Source organism: Kocuria rhizophila DC2201 (genome assembly GCF_000010285.1).
Lineage (GTDB): Bacteria > Actinomycetota > Actinomycetes > Actinomycetales > Micrococcaceae > Kocuria > Kocuria rhizophila_A.
In genome coordinates this window covers 2133638-2158337 of sequence record NC_010617.1, presented here as the reverse complement: position 1 = coordinate 2158337, position 24700 = coordinate 2133638, and the positions used below count along the sequence as shown (strand labels likewise).

The 24700-nt window shown below is 72.2% G+C and carries 20 protein-coding genes; 13 read left to right on the top strand and 7 right to left on the bottom strand.

The features are described from left to right. Positions 1-70 precede the first annotated feature (70 nt). Genes KRH_RS09295 through tmk form a run of 3 tightly spaced genes read right to left on the bottom strand, consistent with a single transcriptional unit; the run spans position 71 to position 3437 of the window. The gene (locus KRH_RS09295; protein ID WP_012398951.1) at positions 71-1639 is read right to left on the bottom strand and encodes an alpha/beta hydrolase; all 1569 of its coding nucleotides are present in this window, start codon (positions 1637-1639) and stop codon (positions 71-73) included. 17 nt (positions 1640-1656) lie between these two features. Further along, positions 1657-2784: a DNA polymerase III subunit delta' gene (locus tag KRH_RS09290; protein ID WP_012398950.1), complete on the bottom strand. Its 1128-nt coding sequence runs from the start codon at positions 2782-2784 to the stop codon at positions 1657-1659. Next, positions 2781-3437: a dTMP kinase gene (gene tmk, locus KRH_RS09285; RefSeq protein WP_012398949.1), complete on the bottom strand. Its 657-nt coding sequence runs from the start codon at positions 3435-3437 to the stop codon at positions 2781-2783. Before tmk ends, KRH_RS09290 begins: the two co-directional genes overlap by 4 nt. Before the next feature lie 95 nt (positions 3438-3532). Here tmk and KRH_RS09280 point away from each other — a divergent pair, with 95 nt between their 5' ends. Both KRH_RS09280 and KRH_RS09275 read left to right on the top strand, forming a co-directional pair. Continuing rightward, a complete protein-coding gene (locus KRH_RS09280) occupies positions 3533-4663 on the top strand; it encodes a trans-sulfuration enzyme family protein (protein WP_012398948.1) in 1131 nt (376 codons plus the stop codon). 9 nt (positions 4664-4672) lie between these two features. Then, on the top strand, positions 4673-5023 hold the full coding sequence (locus KRH_RS09275) for a DUF2516 family protein (protein ID WP_012398947.1): 351 nt from the start codon (positions 4673-4675) through the stop codon (positions 5021-5023). Between the two features lie 105 nt (positions 5024-5128). Here the strand turns inward: KRH_RS09275 and KRH_RS09270 are convergent, their stop codons facing one another. Next, positions 5129-5920 carry a class I SAM-dependent methyltransferase gene (locus KRH_RS09270; RefSeq protein WP_041297407.1) on the bottom strand — a complete coding sequence of 264 codons (792 nt, stop codon included), beginning with the start codon at positions 5918-5920 and terminating at the stop codon, positions 5129-5131. A gap of 68 nt (positions 5921-5988) precedes the next feature. On the opposite strand from KRH_RS09270, the gene KRH_RS09265 reads away from it, so the two are divergent. Then, on the top strand, positions 5989-6747 hold the full coding sequence (locus KRH_RS09265; protein WP_012398945.1) for a phosphoglyceromutase: 759 nt from the start codon (positions 5989-5991) through the stop codon (positions 6745-6747). 93 nt (positions 6748-6840) lie between these two features. Here KRH_RS09265 and phoU read toward each other — a convergent pair whose 3' ends face one another. Further along, positions 6841-7539 carry a phosphate signaling complex protein PhoU gene (phoU, locus tag KRH_RS09260; protein ID WP_012398944.1) on the bottom strand — a complete coding sequence of 233 codons (699 nt, stop codon included), beginning with the start codon at positions 7537-7539 and terminating at the stop codon, positions 6841-6843. A gap of 223 nt (positions 7540-7762) precedes the next feature. On the opposite strand from phoU, the gene KRH_RS09255 reads away from it, so the two are divergent. Together KRH_RS09255 and KRH_RS09250 are read left to right on the top strand one after the other, a co-directional pair. Further along, positions 7763-8956 carry a sensor histidine kinase gene (locus tag KRH_RS09255; protein WP_012398943.1) on the top strand — a complete coding sequence of 398 codons (1194 nt, stop codon included), beginning with the start codon at positions 7763-7765 and terminating at the stop codon, positions 8954-8956. Continuing rightward, entirely contained in the window at positions 8953-9633 is a 681-nt protein-coding gene (locus tag KRH_RS09250; RefSeq protein WP_012398942.1) for a response regulator transcription factor, read from the top strand. The genes KRH_RS09255 and KRH_RS09250 overlap by 4 nt, the downstream gene beginning before the upstream one ends. Before the next feature lie 85 nt (positions 9634-9718). Here the strand turns inward: KRH_RS09250 and KRH_RS09245 are convergent, their stop codons facing one another. Beyond that, a complete protein-coding gene (locus KRH_RS09245; RefSeq protein WP_050738067.1) occupies positions 9719-10258 on the bottom strand; it encodes a hypothetical protein in 540 nt (179 codons plus the stop codon). A 221-nt stretch (positions 10259-10479) separates the two neighbouring features. On the opposite strand from KRH_RS09245, the gene KRH_RS09240 reads away from it, so the two are divergent. The 6 genes from KRH_RS09240 to glgX all read left to right on the top strand — a co-directional run bounded on the left by KRH_RS09240 (position 10480) and on the right by glgX (position 17476). Next, a complete protein-coding gene (locus KRH_RS09240; RefSeq protein ID WP_012398940.1) occupies positions 10480-10965 on the top strand; it encodes a CarD family transcriptional regulator in 486 nt (161 codons plus the stop codon). Between the two features lie 16 nt (positions 10966-10981). Then, on the top strand, positions 10982-11716 hold the full coding sequence (gene ispD / locus KRH_RS09235) for a 2-C-methyl-D-erythritol 4-phosphate cytidylyltransferase (RefSeq protein ID WP_041297690.1): 735 nt from the start codon (positions 10982-10984) through the stop codon (positions 11714-11716). Positions 11717-12015: 299 nt separating this feature from the next. Further along, positions 12016-12555, top strand: a complete 540-nt coding sequence (gene ispF / locus KRH_RS09230) for a 2-C-methyl-D-erythritol 2,4-cyclodiphosphate synthase (RefSeq protein WP_012398938.1) — start codon at positions 12016-12018, stop codon at positions 12553-12555. A 284-nt stretch (positions 12556-12839) separates the two neighbouring features. After that, the gene (gene cysS / locus KRH_RS09225) at positions 12840-14279 is read left to right on the top strand and encodes a cysteine--tRNA ligase (RefSeq protein ID WP_012398937.1); all 1440 of its coding nucleotides are present in this window, start codon (positions 12840-12842) and stop codon (positions 14277-14279) included. Positions 14280-14364: 85 nt separating this feature from the next. Continuing rightward, positions 14365-15333, top strand: a complete 969-nt coding sequence (gene rlmB / locus KRH_RS09220; protein WP_012398936.1) for a 23S rRNA (guanosine(2251)-2'-O)-methyltransferase RlmB — start codon at positions 14365-14367, stop codon at positions 15331-15333. Continuing rightward, complete coding sequence (glgX, locus tag KRH_RS09215; protein ID WP_012398935.1) at positions 15320-17476, top strand: glycogen debranching protein GlgX; 2157 nt, start codon at positions 15320-15322, stop codon at positions 17474-17476. The genes rlmB and glgX overlap by 14 nt, the downstream gene beginning before the upstream one ends. 82 nt (positions 17477-17558) lie before the next feature. On the opposite strand, the gene glgP is transcribed toward glgX, so the two are convergent. Further along, positions 17559-20189, bottom strand: a complete 2631-nt coding sequence (glgP, locus tag KRH_RS09210; RefSeq protein ID WP_012398934.1) for an alpha-glucan family phosphorylase — start codon at positions 20187-20189, stop codon at positions 17559-17561. Positions 20190-20305: 116 nt separating this feature from the next. Here glgP and KRH_RS09205 point away from each other — a divergent pair, with 116 nt between their 5' ends. Both KRH_RS09205 and treS read left to right on the top strand, forming a co-directional pair. Further along, positions 20306-22786: an alpha-1,4-glucan--maltose-1-phosphate maltosyltransferase gene (locus KRH_RS09205; RefSeq protein ID WP_387696444.1), complete on the top strand. Its 2481-nt coding sequence runs from the start codon at positions 20306-20308 to the stop codon at positions 22784-22786. Positions 22787-22880: 94 nt separating this feature from the next. Then, positions 22881-24650: a maltose alpha-D-glucosyltransferase gene (treS, locus tag KRH_RS09200; RefSeq protein WP_012398932.1), complete on the top strand. Its 1770-nt coding sequence runs from the start codon at positions 22881-22883 to the stop codon at positions 24648-24650. Positions 24651-24700 lie beyond the last annotated feature (50 nt).

Here is a 24700-nt window from a genome sequence, read left to right as displayed (position 1 = left end):
CACCCCAGATGCACGCCGAAACAGTATCAGATGGCGGCTGAGCACCACCAATCAGGGCGGGCCCGCGGGCTCAGCTCTGGCGGCACACTGTGCCCTCGTCCGGGAGGGTGCCGTCCAGGAGGTAGTCGTCCACGGCCCGGGTGATGCAGCCGCTGCCTGAGGTGTAGGCCGTGTGGCCGTAGCCCTCGTGGGTCAGCAGCCGCGCCCGGCCCAGCTGGGAGGCCAGCGACTGCGCCCACGGGTAGGGCGTGGCGGGGTCGTGGGTGGTGCCGATGACCACCGCCGGGGTCTCCACGTCCGCGCGCAGCTCCGGCAGCGGGGTCACCGGCTTGTCCGGCCACCCCTGGCACGCCGCCGCCCCGTAGCCCAGGTAGGGGCCGAACGTGGGCGCCCGTTCCGTCATCTGCTGTGCGGCCCGGGTCATCTGGGCGTCGGTCACACCGGAGTCGGTGGCATCCAGGCAGCTCACGGCCAGGAACGCCATGGACACGTTGGAGGTGTACTTCCCGGACGGGTCCCGGCCGTGGTTGGCGTCGGAGGAGGCCATGAGGGCGTCGAACGAGCCGTCGAAGGCCTCGTGCAGCGCGGAGTTCAGCTGGTCGTAGCCGCTCGTGGAGTACAGCGGCACCAGGATCCCCTCGAGGGCGTTCGTGGGGGTCACGGTGCGCCCGTCGGAGGTCCGAGTGCGGCCCTGCGCCACGGAGTGCAGCATGTCCTGGATCCTGCGGACGCCGGCGTCCACGTCCTCGCCGCCCACGGCGCAGCCGCGGGTGTGCTCCTGGCAGTCCGCCACGAAGTGGCGCAGGTTGTCCTCGAACCCCTCGGCCTGGGCGAGGGACGAGGAGCGCTCGTCGAGGGCCGGGTCCACCGCGCCGTCGAGCACCATGCGGCCGGTCCTGCGGGGGAACAGGTGGGCGTAGGTGGCGCCGATCTCCGTGCCGTAGGAGAAGCCCATGTAGTGGGTGGTGGCCTGGCCCAGGGAGGCCCGCAGGACGTCCAGGTCCCGGGCCACGTTCTGGGTGTCCATGTGGGAGACCACCGCGGAGGAGTGCTCGTGGCAGGCGCGGCCGATCCGTTGCGAGCTCTTCCGCACGTCGTCGAGCGACTGCTTGGAGGGGTCGAACGCCGGCTGCGCACGCCACTCGTCCAGCTCACGGTCGGAGAGGCAGCGGATGCCGTCCGAGCGGACCACGCCGCGGGGGTCGAAGCCCACGAGGTCGTAGTCCCTGCGGATCTTGGCGGAGCTGAAGTAGTCGGTGGAGGCCATCATGTCCACGCCGGACCCGCCCGGACCACCGGGGTTCAGGAACAGCGCGCCGCGGGCGTCACCGCCGGACGCGGGCAGCCGGGCGAGCGCCACGGTGGTGTCCCCGCCCGAGGGGTGGGCGTAGTCCACGGGCACGGTGAGCTCCGCGCACTCCAGGCCCTTGGGCAGGGGCTGCCCACCGGAGGTGCTGCCGCACTCGCCCCACTGCGGGGTCTGCGTGTAGAAGCGCTGCAGCGCGGGGTCCGTGCCGGCGGTGACGTCCGGATCCGCGCTGCCCCGGGGGTCCTGCCCACCGCCGCTCGAGCACGCGCTGAGGCACAGCAGGGCCGCTGCCAGCAGGGCCAGGGCACGGCGGGGCAGGGGTGGTGTCACGGAGGTCCTCCCGGGTCTCAGACGATGGAGACCATCATGGCCTCGAACGCGAGCTGTGCGCTCACGTTCGTGCGGATGCGCCGGCGCGTCTCGCTGATCACGTCGATCCTGTGCAGCGTCTGCTCGGCGGCGGTGTTGGTGGCGTAGCCCTGGATCTGCTCCGCGAGGTGCAGGTTGATCAGCGGCATCCCGGTGCCGAGCTGCACGCTCAGCACGTCCCGGTAGAACGTGGTGAGGTCGATCAGGAACCGGTCCAGGGTGTCGGTCTGGATGCGGCGGGAGCGCCGCTTCTGGTCGGCTTCGAGCCGGTTCAGCGCACCCCGGATGGCGGGGGGCACCCGGCCGGTCTCGGGTGCGCCCATGGACACGAGCAGCTGCGCGCGCTCCTCGTCGTTGCGGGCCTCGGCGTCCGCCGCGGACTCGTCCACCGCGAGACGGTGCAGGCGGTCCGCCGCGCGCACGGCCTGGGTGACTCCGCGCATGGACAGCGGCAGGGAGACGACCTCCTGACGGCGGGTGCGGGCGTCGTCGTAGAGCGCGAGGCGCGTGGCCACGCCCACGTGGCACTGGGCGAGCCGGGCGCACTCCACGGCGCGATGCTCCGTGACCCCGTGGCGGGCGACGAGCAGGCGGGCGACGTCCTCGGGGGAGGGGACCTTCAGGGTGACGGCCCGGCACCGGGAGCGGATGGTGACCAGCACGTCCATGGGGGACGGCGCGCACAGCAGCCAGATGGTGTGCGGCGGGGGCTCCTCGATGCTCTTGAGCATCACGTTGGAGGTGCGCTCCGTCATGCGGTCGGCGTCCTCGACGATCATGATCCGCCAGGACCCCACGGAGGGGCGGTCCTGGGCGCGCACCACGAGCTCGCGGGCCTCCTCGATGCTGATCTGGGGGTTCTCGGTCACGAAGTTGGTGACGTCCGCGTGGGTTCCCGCGAAAGCCGTGCGGCACGCGTGGCACTGCCCGCACCCGGTGCCGTGCTCGCACAGCAGGGCCGCCGCGAGCGCCCGTGCGGCGGTGGAGCGCCCGGATCCGGGAGGGCCGGTGAACAGCCACGCGTGGGTGGGGTTCTCGTCCCGGGCGGCCCGCTGCAGCTGCTCGACCACGCGGGGCTGGCCCACGACCTCGTCCCACACGCTCACGGGGTGCCTCCCGTGGGTGTCGGCAGCAGCGGGGCCACACGGGCGGCGACGGCGCGCGCGATCCGCTCTGCGGACTCGGCGGCGTCCAGCACGAGGTAGCGCTGCGGTGCGGCTGCCGCGAGCTCACGGAAGGCCGCGTTGACGGTGGCGTGGAAGGCCAGGTCCTCGGCCTCCATGCGGTCCGAGGCGGACCCGCGCCGGCGGCGTCGTGCCTGGGCCGTGGTCTGGTCCACGTCCAGCAGGACGGTGAGGTCCGGGACGAGGCCCTGCAGGGCCCACTGGTTCAGGTCGGCCACGCGCGCGAGCCCGAGCCCGCGCCCGGCACCCTGGTAGGCCACCGAGGAGTCGACGAAGCGGTCGCACACCACGATCTCCCCCCGTTCCACGGCGGGACGGATCAGCCGCGCCACGTGGTCCGCACGGGCCGAGGCGAAGAGCAGCGCCTCGGTGGCCGGTGCCACCGGTGCGTGGGCGGGATCCAGCACCAGCGCGCGCACGGACTCCGCGAGCGGCGTGCCGCCGGGCTCCCGGGTGCACGTGACCGTGTGCCCGCCCGCGCGCAGGGCCTGCACGAGGGCGGAGACCTGGGTGGACTTCCCGGCGCCGTCACCGCCTTCGAACACGATGAGCGCCCCGCGCGTTGACTGTTTCACGCCCACCACTCTATCCAGCGGCCCCGACACCCTGGAGCGCGCGCCCGGCCTGGGCAGGGCGCCCCGCACGGCCGCACCGGCCCTAGTGTGGGGGCATGCACAAAGACACCGTGGCGGTGGCCGCTGGCCGCCCCGAGCACGCCCACGACGCCCCCGTGAACCCTCCCGTGGTGCTCACGTCCACCTACCGCGGGGTGGGGGAGGTCTCCGGGGAGGACCGATCCTACGCACGGGCGGCCAACCCCACGTGGGAGGCGTTCGAGGAGGTTCTCGCGGAGCTCGAGGAGGCTCCGTGCCCCGCCCTGGCGTACGCGTCCGGGATGGCCGCGATCGCCGCGGTGCTCAGCCTCGTCCCCGTGGGCGGCACGCTGGTGGTGCCGCGCCACAGCTACCAGGGCACCGTGCAGCTCGCGCGGCGCTGGGAGGACCGGGGGATCCTCACGGTGCGCACGGTGGACATCGCGGACACCGCCGCGGTGCTCGCCGCCCTCGACGGTGCCGACATGCTGTGGATCGAGAGTCCCACCAACCCGATGCTCGAGGTCGCGGAGCTGCCCGCGCTGCTCGCCGCGGCGCGCGAGCGGGGCGTGCTCAGCTGCGTGGACAACACGTTCGCCACCCCGCTGCTGCAGCAGCCGCTGACGCTGGGCGCGCACCTCGTGGTGCACTCGGCCACCAAGTACCTCTCCGGGCACTCGGACGTGCTCATGGGCGCGGTGCTGTGCGCCACGGCCGAGCTGCGGCAGCGGCTGCACGCGCAGCGCACGCTCGAGGGCGCGGTTCCCGGCCCGTTCGAGTGCTGGCTCGCGCTGCGGGGGCTGCGCACCCTCGCGGTGCGCGTCGAGCGCTCCATGGCCAGCGCGGCGGAGCTGGCGCTGCGGATGCGCGAGCACCCCGCGGTGGCCGGGGTGCGCTACCCGGGGCTGCCCGGGGACCCCGGCCACGAGCGCGCGGTGGCCCAGTTCGCGGGAGGCTTCGGCTCGGTGCTCGCGGTGGTGCTCCACGACGACGCCGCCGCGGCCGAACATCTCGTCTCCGGCCTGCGCGTGTGGACCCCCGCCACCTCACTCGGAGGGGTGGAGTCCCTCGTCGAACGGCGCCGCCGCCACCCGGACGAGCCCCGCACGGTGCCGGAGAACCTGCTGCGCCTGTCCGTGGGGATCGAGAACGTGGCGGATCTGTGGCAAGACCTCGTCCCGGGCCTGGACGCCCTCGCGGATCGGTAGACTGCTCGCGTGACTTCTTACCCGTGGGCCCTGGCTCTGGCCAACTACCTGGACTACGCGATCACCGTGGTGGTGGCCGTGCTCGCGCTGCTCGCCGCCCTGGACTGCGTACGGCGCTCGCCGGTCCAGTTCGAGCGGGCGTGGAAGCGCACCAAGTCCTTCTGGCTCGCCCTCACGGGTGGAGCGGCCGTGGTCACCGTGTTCAGCGCCGTGTTCTCCACGCTCTCGCTGGTCCGGGTGGGGGTGCCCAGCTCCGGTTCCCTGATCCTCATGCTCATCGCCGCCACCATTGCCGGCGTGTACTTCGCGGACGTCCGGCCCGCGGTCTCGGGCGAGTCCAGGAACCCCGGCCGCTGGTGATCCCGGGCCGCCCGGCCCGCTGAGCCGGCGCCCGTGATCCGGCGGCCCCTGCGCCCACGCGTCCGGTGGACCACCCCGGCGGCGGCATTATTGAGCCGCCCGTGCTCAGCGCGGCGCCACGCACGCCCACGGCACCGTGAGCTCCCCGAGCCGCCACCGGGCGGGACCGTGCAGCACGGGCCACCCGGTGGCCTTCAGCTCACGGCACATCGCGGTCCAGCGCTGCCGCGTGCCGAAGGGGGACAGCGCCGCGGCGGCCAGCCAGGCGGCGTCGGCGGCGGCCAGGAACGCGTGCACGCGCTCACCGGGGACGTTGCGGTGGATCAGGGCCTTGGGCAGCCGCGCGGCAGCGTCCGAGGGCACGGTGAAGGCGCCGGGGCGCATGCTGAGCGTGAAGGTCTGCGGCCCGTCCGCCGTGCAGCAGAGCCACGTGGCCAGGCGCCCGAGTTCGTCGCAGGTGCCGTCCACGAGCACCCCGCCCGGGGCGAGCCGCGAACCGGCCAGGGCCCACGCCCCGGGGACCTCCGCGACCGGGTACTGCCGCAGCACGTTGAACGCGCGCACGAGCACCGGCGAACGGGCCCCGGTGGGGATCTCGAAGCCACCGCGGCGGAAGGAGAGACCAGGGCGGGCGTGGGAGGCGGCGGCCGCCACGCGCCCGGGGTCGATCTCGATGCCCACGACCTCCGCGTCCGGACGCACGACGCGCACGCGCTGCCACAGCTCCACCGTGGTCAGGGGCGCGGCGCCGAAGCCCAGGTCCACCAGCAGGGGGTCCGTGGCGCGGCGCAGCACGGGAGCCAGCACACCGGTGAGGTAGCGGTCCGAGCGGCGCAACCGGTTGGGGTTGGTGGTGCCCCGGGTGATGGAGCCCACGGGGCGCTGCGGAACGGGCACACGGACACTGTACGTGCCGGGGCACGACACGCATTCCCCCGCGCGGGCCGGGGTGGGACAATGGGGCCATGGCTACCGATTCAGCGACCCACAAGCTCATCCTCCTGCGCCACGGCCAGTCCGAGTGGAACGAGAAGAACCTGTTCACCGGCTGGGTGGACGTTCCCCTCACGGACAAGGGACGCGCGGAGGCCACCCGCGGCGGCGAACTGATCGCCGAGAACCAGCTGCTGCCGGACGTGGTCCACACGTCCCTGCTGCGCCGCGCCATGAACACCGCCAACCTGGCCCTCGACGCCGCGGACCGGCTCTGGATCCCCGTCAAGCGGTCCTGGCGTCTCAACGAACGCCACTACGGCGCGCTGCAGGGCAAGAACAAGGCCGAGATCCGCGAGGAGTACGGCGAGGAGCAGTTCATGACCTGGCGCCGCTCTTACGACACCCCGCCGCCCGCGCTCGACGACTCCTCCGAGTGGTCCCAGGCCGGGGACCCCCGCTACGCGGACGTGGCCGAGCTGCCGCGCACCGAGTGCCTCAAGGACGTCCTGGAGCGCTTCATGCCTTACTGGGACGAGCAGATCGTCCCGGACCTCAAGGCCGGCAAGACCGTTCTGGTGGCCGCGCACGGCAACTCGCTGCGCGCCCTGGTCAAGCACCTGGACGGGATCTCCGACGAGGACATCGCCGGGCTCAACATCCCCACGGGCATCCCGCTGTACTACGAGCTGGACCAGAACCTGCGTCCCGTGACCCCGGGCGGTCGCTACCTGGACCCGGATGCCGCGGCCGAGTCCATCAAAGCCGTGGCCGCGCAGGGCAAGAAGTAGCGCCCTGCCCGGCACACCGGGAAGGCCCCGCACATGAGGAAGGCCCCGCCGAGAGGCGGGGCCTTCCTCATGTGCACTGCGTGTGCGCGGGGCTCACTCGCCGGCGTCGGCGCCGATGTGACCGTGCCCGGTGGGGTGGGTGTCCGAGACGGGGGCCCAGTCCCCGGTGACGAGGTAGGAGACCTTGCGGGCCACGGAGACGCCGTGGTCCCCGATGCGCTCGAGGTAGCGCGAGGCCAGGGTCACGTCCACCGCGGTGGGCACCGAGGAGTCCCAGTCCGGGGCGGCGAGCATCTCGAAGACCTGCTGGTGCTTGAGGTTGAGCTCGGACTTCAGCACGAAGATCTCGTCCGCCTCGCTGATGTCCCGGTCCTCCAGCACGGAGATCATGCGGGTGAGCAGCTTGAGGTCGATGTCGAACATCTGCTCGAAGTGCCCGCGCATGGACTCCGGCAGCACGGGCTCCGGGAAGCGGAGCCGGGCCAGCTGGGCCAGGTGGCGGGCGAGGTCGCCCATGCGCTCGAGGGACGCGCTCATGCGCAGCGCCCCCACGATCATGCGCAGGTCCGAGGCCACGGGGGCCTGCAGCGCGAGGATGTCGATCGAGCGCTCATCGAGGTCGTTCTGCAGGAAGTCGATGCGGGCGTCATTGGAGATGACCTCCTCGGCCACCTGGATGTCGGCGTCGAGGAAGGCGGTGCGGGCGCTGGCCAGTGCCTGCTGCACGAGCGTGGCGATCTGGATCAGCTCCTCGCCCACCTGGTGGAGCTCGGCCTGGAAAACCTTACGCACAGGGGCGTCCTTTCGTTCACGGCAATTCTTGGTCCCGTAGCTTACGCGTCCCGCACGGGCCGGGTGCCACCGGGGGCAGCGGCACGAGGACGTCGCACACGCCCGCCCAGATTCCCAGGCGGTCATGAACGAACCGACATCCCCAGGTGAACGTTGGCTGAACCGCGCTCCCGGACCGGCGGCCACGGGCTCCTCCCGAGCCCCGGCCGTCTAAGCTGGCCCCGTGAGCGAGACGACGATTGCCCTGCTGGCCGGGTTCATCGGCTTCCTGCTCGGCATCAGCGGGCTGATCGCCGTGCGGGTGAGCCAGCGGCGTCGTCACTTTCTCGCGGACGTCCAGGAGCCCACCCTGCCGGAGGGCACCGCCGAGATCCTCGCCGCGCTGGGGCTCGCCTACGTGGTCGTGGACGGTGTGGACGGCGTCGTGCGCGCCTCGCCCGCGGCCTACGCCTACGGGATCGTGCGCGGGCACACCGTGGTGCACCAGGAGCTGCTGGACATGGTCCGGGCCACCCGGCGCAACGGCGTGGTGGAGGAGAGGCGCCTGGAGCTCACCCGGGGGCAGCTGCAGCGCGGCTCGATCGTGCTGGACGTCCGGGTGGTCACCATCGCGGACGAGTACATCCTGCTGCTCGCCGACGACCAGACCGAGATCGTGCGTGCCCAGTCCATCCGCAACGACTTCGTGGCCAACGTGTCCCACGAGCTGAAGACCCCCGTGGGGGCGGTCAGCCTGCTCTCCGAGGCCATCGAGGACGCCGCCGGGGACGAGGAGTCCGTGCGCCACTTCGCCGCGAGCCTGCAGCGCGAGTCCATGCGGCTGAGCGCGCTCGTGCAGGACATCATCGAGCTCTCGCGCCTGCAGGGCACGGACGTGGTGGCCAAGGGCACCCCGGTGGACCTCAACCGCACCGTGGGCGAGGCCGTGGACCGCAGCCGCCTGGCCGCGGAGACCAAGCACATCGAGATCCGGGTGGGCGGGCGGATCGACGTGCCCGTGTTCGGGGACCCGGACATGCTGGTCACCGCCGTGCGCAACCTCATTGACAACGCGGTGCGCTACTCCCCGGAGCACACCCGGGTGGGAGTGGGGCTGCGCGAACGTGACGGGATGGCGCAGATCACCGTCACGGACCAGGGCCCGGGGATCCCCGAGAGCGAGCAGGACCGCGTGTTCGAACGCTTCTACCGCGTCGACAGCGCCCGCTCGCGCCAGACCGGGGGCACCGGGCTGGGACTGAGCATCGTCAAGCATGTGATGGCGCAGCACGGCGGGGAGGTCTCCGTGTGGTCCCAGCCGGGGCGCGGCTCCACGTTCACCCTGGTGCTGCCGCCCATGGAGGACCCCGAGGACCAGCACGAACCGCCGCGATCCAGCGGCGGGAACCGTCAGCAGCGAGTGGAGGAGCGCGCGTGACCCAGATTCTCATGGTGGAGGACGAGGAATCCCTGAGCGACCCCCTGGCCTACCTGCTGGGCCGGGAGGGGTTCGACGTCACGGTGGTGGCGGACGGGATCCGCGCCGTCGCGGAGTTCGACCGCGCCGGGGCGGACCTGGTCCTGCTGGACCTGATGCTGCCCGGCCAGTCCGGCACGGAGGTGTGCAAGCAGATCCGGCAGCGCTCGAACGTCCCGATCATCATGCTCACCGCCAAGGACGCGGAGATCGACAAGGTCCTCGGCCTCGAGCTCGGCGCGGACGACTACGTCACCAAGCCGTACTCATCCCGCGAGCTCGTGGCGCGCATCCGCGCGGTGCTCCGGCGCCGCGCCGAGCCCGAGGAGCTCATCACGTCCACGGTGGCGGCCGGGCCCGTGCGCATGGACGTGGAGCGCCACGTGGTGCACGTGGACGGGGAGGCCGTGGCCATGCCGCTCAAGGAGTTCGAGCTGCTGGAGATGCTGCTGCGCAACGCCGGGCGCGTGCTGACCCGGGGGCAGCTCATCGACCGGGTGTGGGGCTCGGACTACGTGGGGGACACCAAGACCCTCGACGTGCACGTCAAGCGGCTGCGCTCGAAGGTGGAGCCGGATCCGTCCGCCCCGCAGCACATCGTCACGGTGCGGGGGCTGGGCTACAAGTTCGAGCCCTGATCCGCACCAGCCCACGACACGAGGAAGGGACCGCACCGTGGGGTGCGGTCCCTTCCTCGTGCAGACCCGGTCCGTGGGGAGGTGGTCAGTGACCGCCCTCGTGCTGGCCCTCGGGCGCCTTGGTGTTGGAGGGGTTGGCCGGGGTGGTGGGGGCACCGCCCGGCACGAAGGAGGCGTATCGGGGGTAGGTGTGGTCCAGGACGGGCACAGAGACCGTCTGGTTCTGGCCGTCGCCGCTGAACGTGGTGTCCACCATGAGCCCGGGGTTCGCGCCGGCCTTCTCGAGCAGCACGGGCTTGGACTTCTCCAGCACCACTTCCTTGTTGGCGGGCACTTCCACCTTGGCGCTGGAGCCCTTGGCGTCGAGGGTCACGGTCTGGGTGGAGTCCCCGTTGTTGATCACGGTGCCCAGCACGCGCCCCTCGGAGTCCGCGTTCTCCGCGACCACGAGCACGTTGCGCAGCTGCAGGTCCCCGAGGTCCATCTGCACGCCGTCCGCCGGGGCAAAGCTGTCGGTGGTGGCCTGGGGGCTGATGTACGCGCAACCGCTCACGCTGGTCAGGACGGCAAGCGCTGCCGCACCCATTCCGAGGTGCTGCAACTTCTTGTGGGCGGCGTTCTTCACGGCACGGACTCCTCGGGCTCTCCGACGGTGGGACTCGATCTGCGTGCAGTCTATCGGTTTGGCCACGGATCGTCTGCATCCGGGCCCGGGCCGTGGCGCCGGGCCGGGGCCGCCCCGGAGCCGGTGCGCGACGGCCCGTCGGGGCCCGTCCGGGAGGGGTCCCGGAAGCGTCGGCGAATCATACACCGTGGTAGACTTGGCGCGCTGAAAGGGGTTTGTGCATGGTTTTCGAGGTTGGCGAAACGGTCGTTTATCCGCACCACGGTGCCGCGACCATCGAGGAGATCAAGACTCGCACCGTCAAGGGTGAAGAGAAGATGTATCTCCGGCTCAAGGTGACCCAGGGGGACCTCATGATCGAGGTCCCGGCGGAGAACGTGGACCTCGTGGGCGTGCGAGACGTCGTGGACGAGGACGGTCTCAAGCAGGTCATTGCGGTGCTGCAGGCCCAGGACGCCGAGGAGGCCTCCAACTGGTCCCGCCGCTACAAGGCCAACCTGGAGAAGCTGGCCTCCGGCGACGTCCTCAAGGTCGCGGAGGTCGTGCGTGATCTGTGGCGGCGCGACCGCGGCAAGGGTCTCTCCGCCGGGGAGAAGCGGATGCTCACCAAGGCCCGTCAGATCCTCACCTCCGAGCTGGCCCTGGCCAAGAAGATCGACGAGGAAGAGGCGGAGAAGCGCCTGGACGACATCCTGTCTGCGGCCTGATCCCCGCCCCGTCGTGATGCACCACCGCACAGCGAGCCCGTCCGCACCGGACGGGCTCGCTGTCGTTGTCGTCGCCGCGGGTTCCGGCACGCGGCTCGGGTACGGCATGCCCAAGGCGCTCGTGCCGCTGTCCGGGAGGCCGCTGCTGGAGCACGCGCTGACCACGGTGCGGGAGGCCCTGCCCGCGGCATCGCTGCTGGTCACCGTGCCGGCGGGGGACACCGAGCTCACCGCGGTGGCGGCCGCGTGCGGCGCGCGGGCCGTCACGGGCGGGGCCACGCGCGCGCAGTCCGTGGCCCGTGCCCTGGCCGCGCTGCCCTCCGGGGTCACGCGGGTGCTGGTGCACGACGCCGCTCGCTGCCTCACCCCGCCCGCCGTCTTCGCGCGGGTGCTCGCCGCCCTGCAGGACGGCGCGCAGGCCGTGGTGCCGGTGACCGAGGTGACGGACACCGTGCGCGGGGTGGACCCCGCAGGGCGCAGCACCGGGACGGTGGACCGTGCAGCCCTGCGGGCGGTGCAGACCCCGCAGGGCTTCGGGCGCGCCCTGCTGGAACGGGTGAACGGGGCGGCGGGGCTGCTGCCGGATCGCGGCGCGGAGGATCCCGCCGGCATCACGGACGACGCCAGTCTCGTGGAGCGCTACGCCCCGGAGCACCCGGTGGTCCTCGTGGCCGGGGACCTCGAGTCCTTCAAGATCACCCGCCCCCTGGACCTGGTCCTCGCGCGTGCGGTCGTGGAGTCCCGCGGCTGAGGTATCCGCTCCCTACGCCCCACAGGGAACCACCGCGGTGGCCGCGGTCTGGCGACGCCCCCCGCGAGGCCACGCGATGCGGAAAGGCACCCCCATAGCGCCACGGAGCGCCCGGCCACGTCCAGCGGCAGGCCGTGAAGTGCTCACCCGCCCCGGACGGGCCCGCGGGTGCCCAGGCGCTTCCCGCCCGGAAGCGGGCCGGAGTCCCGGGGCCGAGGTGCTCGGCTGCCCGGACGGACTGGACCGCGGCCGACGGCCGCGAGTCCGCAGATCGAGGGCTCGTCCGGGACAATGGGCGCATGGCTCACGAACCCGACCAGTCCGCCGCACCCGCCTCCGAGGCCGGTGCGGGCCTCCCGTACCCGCTGCCCCTCGTGGGGGTGGGAGTGGACGTCCACGCCTTCGGGACGGAGGGCACTGCGCTGTGGATCGGGGGTCTGCACTGGCCGGGCGAGCGGGGGCTGAGCGGGCACTCGGACGGGGACGTGGTGGCCCACGCCGCGGCGGACGCCGTGTTCTCGGCCGCCGGGGTGGGGGACCTCGGGGTGCACTTCGGCACGGACCGCCCGGAGTTCGCCGGGGCCTCCGGCTGCCGGATCCTCGCGGAGGCCGTGCGGATCGTGGCAGAGGCCGGATTCACGGTGGGTAACATCTCGGTGCAGCTGGTGGGCAACCGCCCCAAGTTCGCACCCCGCCGGGAGGAGGCGGCCGCGGTGCTCGCTGAGGCCGCGGGTGCACCCGTGCACCTCAGCGCCACCACCACGGACGCCCTCGGGCTCACCGGGCGCGGGGAGGGCATCGCGGCGATCGCCACGGCCCTGGTGGTGCGCACCTCCTGAGCTCCGGGCGCCGCAGTCCGCGCGGGCGGCAGCTTCCGGGAGGACGACGCCGCCCGCCCGAGTTGCGCCGTTCCCGCCGCCGTCGGCCGCGCCCGTTCGGACCCGACGCGGGACCGCTGGATGTCTCGGCAGGAAAGGCCCGCAGATCTGGTCGGGCCGGGCGGGGCCAGTGCGCCGTACCGGTCGAGCGGGAACAGCCGAGCCGCGGCGCCGCGCACGGTGGCGGCCGCCGGGGGGCTGCCGGGCGCCGTCGTGCGCGGTGGATGCCCCGTTAGAATGGCCCGGTGACTCTGCGCTTCTACGACACCGCGTCCGCGACCATCAAGGACTTCGTCCCCGTCCATCCCGGGGAGGCCCGCCTGTACTACTGCGGGGCCACGGTGCAGGGGGCACCGCACATCGGTCACGTGCGCTCGGCGCTGGTCTTCGACGTGCTGGCCCGCTGGCTGCGCTTCCGCGGACTGGAGGTCACCACGGTTCGCAACGTGACGGACATCGACGACAAGATCCTGGTGAACTCCCGCGCGTCCTACGAGCAGGACTACAGCGGCGACCACGCGCGGGAGCCGTGGTGGGCGCTGGCCTATCGCTTCGAGGGCGTGTTCGGGCAGGCATACGCCGCCCTGGGCATCGACCGCCCCACGTACGAGCCGCGCGCCACGGGCCACGTGCCCGAGATGCACGCGCTGATCCAGGAGCTGATCGACGCCGGTCACGCCTACCCGGCCACGGACGGCTCCGGGGACGTGTACTTCGACGTCCGGTCCTGGCCCCGCTACGGGGAGCTGACCCGGCAGCGGGTCGAGGACATGCAGGACGCCCCGGACGCCGATCCCCGCGGCAAGCGCGACCCCCGCGACTTCGCCCTGTGGAAGGGCCGCAAGGAGGACGAGCCGCTGAGCGCGTCCTGGGACTCCCCGTGGGGCCGCGGCCGCCCGGGCTGGCACCTGGAGTGCTCTGCGATGGCGGGCAAGTACCTGGGTGCCCACTTCGACATCCACGGCGGCGGGCTGGACCTGCGCTTCCCGCACCACGAGAACGAGCTCGCCCAGTCCACGGCGGCCGGGCGGGAGTTCGCGAACTTCTGGCTGCACAACGGGCTGGTCACGTACGAGGGCGAGAAGATGTCCAAGTCGATCGGCAACACGGTCTCCCCGCAGGACATGCTGCGCGAGGCGCGCCCGCTCGCGGTGCGCTACTACCTGGGCCAGGCCCACTACCGCTCCGTGCTGGACTACCGGCCCACCTCCCTGCAGGAGGCCACCGCCGCGGTGGAGCGCGTGGAGGCCGTCCTGGTGGCCGCCCGCGCCGCGGGCCTCGGCCTGGACCGGGACACGCAGGACGTCCCCGCCGAGTTCGTGGCCGTGATGGACGACGACCTCAACGTCCCGCGCGCACTGGCCGTGCTGCACGAGACGGTGCGCGCGGCCAACTCGGCGCTCGCCACGGGAGACCACGACGCCGCCCGCCCCCTCGTCGCGGCCGTCGCCGGGATGTCCGACGTCCTCGGGCTGCTGCAGCTCATGGACCTGGAGGGCGCCGGCGCAGGTGGTGCTGAGCACCGCGCTCTCGACGTGCTCGTGCAGGACCTGCTCGCCCAGCGCGCGGCAGCGCGCACCGCGCGGGACTGGGCCAGCGCGGACCGCATCCGGGACCAGCTCGCGGCCGCGGGCGTCGTCGTCAAGGACGGTGCGCAGGGCTCCGCGTGGTCCGTGGAATCGTGACCCTGTCCTAAACTGGGGCGAGATCGCCGACCACCCCGGGGCGGCCGTCCGGCCGTGACCCGTGACCGACACGGAAGTAGTGACCATGGCCCAGAACAGCCGCCCCGGAGCCGTCCGCAAGAAGAAGAAGGGCCCTGTCGTGGGAAGCGGCGGGCAGCGCCGCAAGGGCCTCGAGGGCCGCGGTCCCACGCCCAAGGCCGAGGACCGCGTCTACCACAAGGCGTACAAGGCCAAGCAGGCCGCGGCGCGCAAGCAGCAGAACCAGCCGCGCCGCCCGCAGCGCTCCGGCACGGGTCCCATCAAGGAGGACCTCGTCACGGGCCGCAACTCCGTGCTCGAGGCGCTGCGCGGGGGAGTGCCCGCCAAGACCCTGTTCGTGGCGTCCAAGATCGAGGTGGACGACCGCGTCAAGGACATCCTGCAGCTGTGCGCCGAGCGCCAGGTGCCCACGCTCGAGGCCTCCCGCGGCGAGCTGGACCGGCTCTCGTCGGACGCCATCCACCAGGGCGTGGTGCTGCAGGTCCCGCCGTACGAGTACCCGGACGCGGACGAGCTCGCGGCCTCCGTGATGCACGCCGCGGACCGGGAGCACCCGCCCCTGCTGGTCGCGGCGGACGGCATCACCGACCCCCGCAACCTGGGCGCGATCATCCGCAGCGTCTCCGCGTTCGCCGGGGACGGTGTGATCCTGCCCGAGCGCCGCTCGGCCGGGGTCACGGCCACCGCGTGGAAGACCAGCTCCGGTGCGGCCGCGCGCGTGCCGGTGGCCAAGGCCACCAACCTCACCCGGACCCTGCAGAACTGCAAGAAGCAGGGCTACTTCGTGGTGGGCCTGGACGGCGGCGGGGACATGTCCCTGCCCCAGCTCGAACTCGCCACCGAACCCCTCGTGGTGGTCGTCGGCTCGGAGGGCAAGGGGCTCTCCCGGCTGGTGACCGAGCACTGCGACGCGATCGTCTCCATCCCCATCGAGTCCGCCATGGAGTCGCTCAACGCGTCCATGGCGGTGGGGATCACGCTGTACGAGATCGCGCGCCGCCGTGCAAGCGCGTAGCCACCCCCTGGGAGTCCACCCCTCACGTTCCGGGGACGGCACGGCCAACGTGGCCGTCTACGCTCCCGGGCCGGACGAGGTGGACCTCGTCCTCCAGCGCCCGGGCGAGCCGTGGCAGCGGCTGCGCCTGAACGGGGAGAACCACGGGATCCACTACGCCACGGTGCCCCGCCCGCGCGGCGTGCCCGCGCAGCAGATGACCCCCGAGGAGCTCGCGCGGGACGTGTGCGTGGCCATGCCCGAGGGCACCCGCTACGGCTTCGTGGCGGCCGGTCCGGCGGGCGCCCCCGCCCCGGACCCGGCCGTGGAACCCGTGCTGCTGGACCCGTACGGGCGGGGACTCGAACGGGTGGCACCGCCGCGTGACGTGGCGGATCCCGGCCCGGACGCCTACGGCGGGATGTACGTCTCGGTGGTCACGGCGCAGGAGCACGAGTGGCAGGACCACCACCGGCCCACCCCGCCGTGGCGGGACACCGTGGTCTACGAGGCCCACGTCAAGGGCCTCACCATGCTCCACCCCGACATCCCGCACGAGCTGCGGGGCACCTACGCGGGGCTCGCGCACCCCGTGATGCTGGACTACCTGCGCAGCCTGGGGATCACGGCCGTGGAGCTGCTGCCGGTGCACGCCCACCTGGACGAGCAGCACCTCACCGCCAACGGGCTCACCAACTACTGGGGCTACAACACCCTGAGCTTCTTCGCCCCGCACGCCGGCTACGCCACCGCGGCCGCCCAGGCCGCCGGGCCCACGGCGGTGCTCGACGAGTTCAAGGCCGCCGTGGACGCCCTGCACGGTGCGGGGCTTCAGGTGTTCCTGGACGTCGTCTACAACCACACCGCCGAGGGGGGCCCGGGACAGCGGGCCTACTGCTGGCGGGGTCTGGGGGAGCGCGAGTACTACCGTCACGACGCCCACGGGAACTACGTGGACGTGACCGGGTGCGGGAACTCCCTGGACTTCTCCAACCCGCAGGTGGTGCGCATGGCGCTGGACTCCCTGCGGTACTGGGTCACGCAGTGCCACGTGGACGGCTTCCGCTTCGACCTGGCCCCGGAGCTCGGCCGGGACGAGCACCACCACTTCACCCGCCACCACCCGTTCTTCGTGGCGGTCGCCGCGGACCCCGTGCTGCAGGGCGTGCGGATGATCTCCGAGCCGTGGGACGTGGGTGCCGGCGGCTGGCAGACCGGGCGCTTCCCCACGGGGTGGGCGGACTGGAACGACCAGTACCGGGACACCGTGCGGGACTTCTGGCTCGCGGGCCAGCGCACCATGCGCCGCGGGGGCGGAGGGGGCACGGCGGCACGCCTGGCGGCGGCGATGTCCGGCTCCGCGGAGCTCTTCGCGCCCCACGGGCGCAGCACCCTGGCGTCGGTCAACTTCGTCACCGCGCACGACGGGTTCACCCTCTACGACCTCACGGCCTACGACACCAAGCACAACGAGGCCAACCGCGAGAACAACGCGGACGGCACCAACGACAACCACTCGTGGAACCACGAGCACGAGGGATTCTCCGCGGACGTCCGCGTCCGGGCGGCGCGGGCGGCCACGGCCAGGAACATGATGGCCACGCTGCTGTTCTCCCAGGGCGTGCCGATGATCACCGCCGGGGACGAGCTGCTGCGCTCGCAGGACGGCAACAACAACGCGTACTGCCAGGACAACCGGCTCTCGTGGGTGGACTGGCGGCTCACCCCGTTCGCGCGCTCCATGTTCCACACCACCCAGCGGCTCATCCGCGCCCGCCGCGCGTTCCTCGCGGGTCAGCCACGGCAGTTCCCCACCCGCCCCGAGGACGTGGTGCTGCTGTGGTACGCGAGCACCGGCGAGCCCATGACGGGGCAGCGGTGGCAGACGGACGGGGAGCGCGCGCTGCAGGTGGTCCTCGCGGCGCGCGGGGGAGACCTCGCGGGGCTCTTCGTGCTCAACGGCACCGAGGCGCCGGTCTCCGCGGTGCTGCCCGCGCTCGAGACACCGCCTGACGACGACGCCGCCCCGCCCCCGCGCGAGGCCCGCTACCGGCTCGTGCTCGCCACCGATCCGCAGCTGGACGAGCTCACCGGCAACCGCTGGCGCACCGGTGACACGGTGGAGGTCCCCGCGCAGAGCGTGGCGATGTTCGCCGTCACCTGAGACGCCCGGCCATCGCACGGCCACGCCCCCTCCCGCGCCGGTGTCCGGTGCGGGAGGGGGCGTGGCCTGTTGCGGGACGGGTTCAGTCCGCGGCGTTGCGCACGAGGGCCAGCTCGGCGGGGCCGGCGAGGTCCTCGTGGTGCGGCAGCACCCGCACGGTGTAGCCGAAGGGCCCGGAGCGGTCGATCGTGATGGGCCCGCTGAACCGCACGCGGCCCTGGCCGAGGTCCTCCACGGGCTGCAGCTCGGCGTAGGAGCGCTCGTGGATGTGGTCGGACTCGCTGACGCGGCCGAACCCCACCTGCACGGTGACGTCTTCGGGCTGCAGCGGGCCCAGGTCCACGTAGGCGCTGATGCCCAGCTCGTCCCCGATCTGCGGCTCCTGGTGCACGCCCTGGGCGTCCACGTGCTCCACCCGCACCCCGGGCCACGCGTCCCGGACCCGGTCGATCCACTGCGCACCGGCGCGTGCCACGGCGCCGTCGTCGGCCGTGGCACGGCGGCTGGAGACGCACGCGGGCACGTAGAGCTGCTGGACGTAGTCGGTGAGCATGCGCCGGGAAGAGACCCTGGGGCCCAGGGTGGCGAGCGTGTGCCGCACCATGGCGAGCCACTGGTGGGGCACGGCGTCCTGTGGGGCTGCGGGGATGTCCGCGCGCGCAGCAGGGGCCGCGCCCTCGGAGCCGTCCCCGTAGAAGCGGGGGGCCACGTGGCTCTCGATGAGCTCGTAGAGCGCGGCCGCCTCGACGTCGTCCCGCTCGTCCGTGCTCGCCTTGCCGTCCGCGGTGGGGATCGCCCAGCCGTTCTGGCCGTCGTACATCTCGTCCCACCAGCCGTCGAGCACCGAGAGGTTCAGCCCGCCGTTGATCGCGGCCTTCATCCCCGAGGTGCCGCACGCCTCGAGCGGGCGCAGCGGGTTGTTGAGCCACACGTCGCAGCCCGGGAAGAGCACGCGGGCCATGGCGATGTCGTAGTTGGGCAGGAACACGATCCGGTGGCGCACCTCGGGGTCGTCCGTGAAGCGCACGAGGTCCTGGATCATCCGCTTGCCCATCTCGTCCGCGGGGTGGGACTTGCCCGCGACCACGAGCTGCACGGGCCGCTGCGGGTCCAGCAGGATCCGCTTGAGCCGCTCGGGGTCCCGCAGCATGAGCGTGAGCCGCTTGTACGTGGGCACGCGACGGGCGAAGCCGATGGTGAGCACGTCCGGGTCCAGCACGGACTCGGTCCAGCCCAGCTCGGCGTCCGTGGCCCCGCGCTTCTTCCACGAGGCGCGCAGGCGTTCGCGGACGTCCAGCACGAGGCGCTCGCGCAGCATCCGCCGGGTGGCCCACAGCTCGGCGTCGGGGACCTCGTAGATCTTGCGCCACCGGGCGGCGGGGTCGAGGTCGTTCTCCTGCGGCTCCACGGCCAGCTGCCACACGGTGGGGTCGATCCAGGAGGGCACGTGCACCCCGTTGGTGATCGAGGTGATGGGCACCTCCTCCACGTCGAAGCCCTGCCACAGCCCCTGGAACATGGAGCGGGACACCGCACCGTGCAGCTTGGCCACGCCGTTGGCGCGCTGGGCCAGACGCAGTCCCATGACCGCCATGTTGAACTTGCCCGGGTCACCGCCGGGGTAGGTCTCGGCGCCGAGGTCCAGCACGTTGCCCACGGCAACGGCGGGGGTGAGCCCCGCGGCGAAGAAGTGCTCCACCTGGGCGCGCTCGAAGCGGTCGATGCCCGCGGGCACCGGCGTGTGCGTGGTGAACACCGTGCCCGCGCGGACCTCGGCGAGGGCCTCGCCCCACGTCATGGGAGCGGCGTCGCCGGCAGGATCCATGAGCTCCTGGATCCGCTCGATGCCCAGGAACCCCGCGTGGCCCTCGTTGCAGTGGTAGACCTCCGGGGCCGGGGCGCCGGTGAGCCGGCTGTGGATGCGCAGGGCACGGACCCCGCCCATGCCCAGCAGCAGCTCCTGCTGCAGCCGGTGGTCGCTGCCGCCGCCGTAGAGCCGGTCGGTGATGTTGCGCGCGGCGTCGTCGTTGTCCGGGATGTTCGAGTCCAGCAGCAGCAGGGGCACGCGCCCCACGTCCGCGCGCCAGATCTGGGCGCGCAGGCTCCGGCCGTCCGGCAGCGGCAGGCTCACGCGGGCGGGGGTGCCGTCCGCCTCCCGCAGCAGCGTGAGCGGCAGCTCGTCCGGGTCCAGGACGGGGTAGGTCTCCTGCTGCCAGCCGTCGCGGGACAGGGACTGCTTGAAGTAGCCGGCCTGGTACAGCAGCCCCACGCCCACCACGGGGACGCCCATGTCCGAGGCGGTCTTGAGGTGGTCCCCGGCGAGGATGCCGAGCCCACCCGAGTACTGGGGCAGCGCGGAGGTGATGCCGTACTCGGCGGAGAAGTACGCGATCGCGGCCGGGGCGTCGGGACCCTGGGTGCGCTGGTACCAGTGGGGCTCGGTCAGGTAGGTCTGCAGATCGGCGTCCAGCTCGCGGACCCTGGCCACGAGCTGCGGGTCCTGGGCGATCTGCTGGATCTCCTCGCGGGTCAGCGAGCCGAGGAGTTTGACGGGGTCCCCGTGGACGGACTCCCACGCGTGCGGGTTGAGCTCCGTGAAGAGCCGCTCGGTGGGCTCGTGCCAGGACCAGCGGAGGTTCCTGGCCAGGCGCCCCAGCGGGGCGATCGACTCGGGGAGGACGGTGCGGACGGTGAACCTGCGGATTGCCTTCACACCCGCGAGCCTATCGGCTGGGGGCCCGTGCCGCACGGGTGTCACCGGACGCGTGCCCGCCGGGGGAGCCCGGCGCGGCCTTAAGAATCCCGCCGATAGTGGGTAACGTTGCTCACGTGTCGCAGCAGAACCAGCCCCAAGGCCGCCGCCCCTCCTCAGAGACCGCACCGGACGCCCCTGCGGGGGGTGCCCGCCCGGACGTCGGGTCGCGGCTGAGCCCGCCCGTCCCGGCCTCCGGCGTGCCCGACGTCGCTCCCTCGGTCCACCGGGCCGGCACGGAGCCGTCCGCGCCGCAGGCTGCGGAGAAGCCGAGTGCGGAGAACCAGGTTACGGAGCACCGCGCCGGGCAGGGCACCGAGGACGGTTCGGCGCACCGGGTCACGGACGATCGGGCCGGGCACCGGGACTCGGGGCACGCCCAGGCGGGCGTGGCCGCATCCCGGGACGCGGCGGCGTCGTCCGCCACCGACCGTGGAACGGGCGGTGCGCAGGCACCGCACCCCGCGGGGAACGCGGAGGACCCGGGTACCGCGCCCGCGGCATCCGACACCGAGGAGGAGACCGTGGACTTCCCGTCCGAGGACCTGGTGTACGGCCGCATCCCGGTCTCGGACGTCAGCCCCGTGGTCGAGGGCGGGCGCTTCCCCGCCACCGCGATCCCCGGCGAGGACATCCGGGTCATGGCCACGGCCTTCCGCGAGGGCCACGACTCCCTCGGCGTCACGGCCGTGCTCTACGACCCCCAGGGGCGCGAGGCGCAGCGCCGGGCCATGACGCTCGTGGAGACCGGCACGGACCGCTACCAGGCCTGGCTGCGCCCCGAGTACGAGGGCCGCTGGAGCTTCGCGGTCGAGGGCTGGTCCGACCTCTACGGCACGTGGCACCACGCCGCCGAGATCAAGCTCGGGGTGGGCCAGGACGTGGAGCTCATGTTCCAGGAGGCCTCCCTGCTCTTCGACGCCGCCTGCAAGGAGTCCGACCGCGGAGACCAGGAGGTCCGCGCGTTCGAGGGCGCCGCGGAGGCCATGCGCGACACCTCCCTGACCCCCGAGCAGCGCTGGCAGATCGCCACGTCCGAGACCCTGCGCGGCTACGTGGCGCAGCGCCCCCTGCGGGACCTGGTCTCGAGCTCCGAGCACTACCCGATCGAGGTCGAGCGGGAGGCCGCCGGGCGCGGTGCGTGGTACGAGTTCTTCCCCCGTTCCGAGGGCGCCACCTACGACCCCGCCACCGGGACCTGGACCTCCGGCACGTTCCGCACCGCGGTCTCCGCACTGGACCGTGCCGCGAGCATGGGCTTCGACGTGGCGTACCTGCCGCCCATCCACCCCATCGGGCGCAACCACCGCAAGGGACCCAACAACACGCTGACCGCTGGTGAGCAGGATCCCGGGTCCCCGTGGGCCATCGGCGGACCCGAGGGCGGGCACGACACCATCCACCCGGACCTCGGCACGTTCGAGGACTTCGACGCCTTCGTGGCTCACGCCCACGAACTGGGCCTGGAGGTCGCTCTGGACCTCGCCCTGCAGGCCTCCCCGGACCACCCGTGGGTCACCGAGCACCCGCAGTGGTTCACCACCCGCGCGGACGGCAGCATCGCCTACGCGGAGAACCCGCCCAAGAAGTACCAGGACATCTACCCCTTGAACTTCGACAACGACCCCCAGGGCCTCGCGGCCGAGGTGCTGCGCGTGGTCGAGCTGTGGATCTCCCACGGGGTGGACATCTTCCGCGTGGACAACCCCCACACCAAGCCCCTGTGGTTCTGGGAGTGGCTGATCGCCCGCGTGCGCGAGGATCACCCGGACACCGTGTTCCTGGCCGAGGCGTTCACGCGCCCCGCCATGATGCACGGGCTCGCCAAGGCCGGCTTCCAGCAGTCCTACTCCTACTTCACGTGGCGCAACACCAAGGAGGAGATCGAGGAGTACCTCGAGGAGATCTCCCACGAGACCTCCGGGTTCTACCGCCCCAACTTCTTCGTCAACACCCCGGACATTCTCACGGAGTACCTGCAGTTCGGCGGTCCGGCCGCGTTCAAGGTGCGCGCGGCGCTCGCCGCCACCGCCTCCCCGCTGTGGGGCGTGTACGCGGGCTTCGAGCTCTTCGAGCACGTGGCGCGCCCGGGCGCGGAGGAGTACATCGACAACGAGAAGTTCCAGCTGCGCCCCCGGGACTTCGACGCCGCCGTGGAGCGCGGGGAGTCCCTGGCCCCGTACATCACGCGGCTGAACCAGATCCGCCGGGACCACCCGGCGCTCGGTGACCTGCAGAACCTCACGGTACAGAGCACCTCGGACGACGCCATCGTCGCGTTCAGCAAGACCAAGACGGTGCAGCGGGACGGCGTGGAGGTCAAGGACACCGTGGTAGTGGTGGTCAACACGGATCCCCACGCCACGCGCGAGGCCACCGTGTGGTTGGACCTGGCCCCCCTGGATTTGCGGGACGAGGACTTCAACGAGGACGGCTCCTTCTGGGTGGACGACCTCATCTCCGGCGCGAGCTGGAAGTGGGGCACCCACAACTACGTGCGGCTGGACCCGTACGTGGAGCCCGCGCACGTGCTGAGCATCCGCCGCAGCGTGAAGTGAGCCCGCGGCCGCCCCGGCCGCCCCGGCGGCCGCGGCGCACCGAGCGCCACCCGAACCCCACACCAGATCCTGCGAGAGGGCAGCCCCGCCGATCATGAGCACCACTCCTTTCCACCTCAACTCTCCCGGGATCGCCCACGACCCCGACTGGTTCCGCAAGGCGGTCTTCTACGAGGTCCTCGTGCGCGCCTTCTCGGACGCGAACGGCGACGGCTCGGGGGACTTCACCGGGCTGATCGACAAGCTCGACTACCTGCAGTGGCTGGGCATCGACTGCCTGTGGCTACCGCCCTTCTACGAGTCCCCGCTGCGGGACGGCGGCTACGACATCTCCGACTACTACTCCGTGCTGGACGAGTTCGGCACCGTGAGCGACTTCAAGCGGCTCGTGGCCGAGGCCCACGCGCGTGGGCTGCGCGTGATCACGGACCTGCCCCTGAACCACACCTCCGACCAGCACCCGTGGTTCCAGGCGTCCCGGGAGGACCCCGAGGGCCCGTACGGGGACTTCTACGTGTGGTCGGACACGGACGAGAAGTACCAGGACGCGCGGATCATCTTCGTGGACACCGAGGTCTCCAACTGGACCTTCGACCCCGTGCGGCGGCAGTTCTTCTGGCACCGGTTCTTCTCCCACCAGCCGGACCTGAACTTCGAGAACCCCAAGGTCGTCGAGGCCGTGTTCGACGTGGTGAAGTTCTGGCTGGACATGGGCATCGACGGCTTCCGCGCGGACGCCATCCCCTACCTCATCGAGGAGGAGGGCACCAACTGCGAGAACCTGCCGGGCACGCACGACTTCCTGGTGCGGCTGCGCGAGATGGTGGACCGCGAGTACCCCGGGCGCGTGATCATCGCGGAAGCCAACCAGATGCCCCACGAGGTCGTGGAGTACTTCGGCACCGAGGACTCCCCTGAGTGCCACATGTGCTTCCACTTCCCGATCATGCCGCGGATCTACTACTCGCTGCGGGACCAGAAGGCCGCACCGATCGTCTCCACCATGGCGAACACCCCGCAGATCCCGCGGGGCACGCAGTGGGGCACGTTCCTGCGCAACCACGACGAGCTGACCCTGGAGATGGTCACGAGCGAGGAGCGCCAGGCCATGCTCGGTTGGTACGCCCCGGACTCCCGGATGCGCGCGAACATCGGCATCCGACGCCGCCTGGCCCCGCTGCTCGACAACTCCCGCGCGGAGCTCGAGCTCGCCCACGCCCTGCTGCTGTCCCTGCCGGGCTCCCCGTTCCTGTACTACGGGGACGAGATCGGCATGGGCGACAACATCTGGCTCGACGACCGTGACGCCTCCCGCACGCCCATGCAGTGGACCCCGGACCGCAACGCGGGCTTCTCCACGGCGGACCCGGGCAAGCTCTACCTCCCGGTGGTGCAGTCGTTGGTCTACAACTACGCGCAGACCAACGTGGAGACCCAGCTGGCGTCGTCGTCCTCCCTGCTGCACTGGATCCGCCAGATGCTCATGGTCCGCAAGGCCCACCCGGCGTTCGGGATGGGCGAGTACATCAACGTGGACACGGACCACGAGTCGGTGCTCGCGTTCCTGCGCCGGCTGGCCCCCGAGGACGCCGACGACGGCGTGGGCGAGACCCTGCTGTGCGTGTTCAACCTGGCGCACACCCCCGCAAGCTGCTCCGTGCACCTCGCGGAGTACGCGGGCCGCGGCACCCGGGAGCTGTTCGGCGGCGAGCCGTTCGGGGAGTTCTCGGAGGCGGGGGACTACCGCGTGACCCTGGGCTCCCAGGACTTCTTCTGGCTGCGGCTGCGCACGGCGCCCAGCCCGGACGGCCACCACCCGGAGACGGTGGCCATGCCCATCATCAGGCCCGCGCGCGGCGAGTGAGCCCGCGCGGGTCCACCCGTGCGAGCGCAGCAGAGACTTCCAGACGAAAG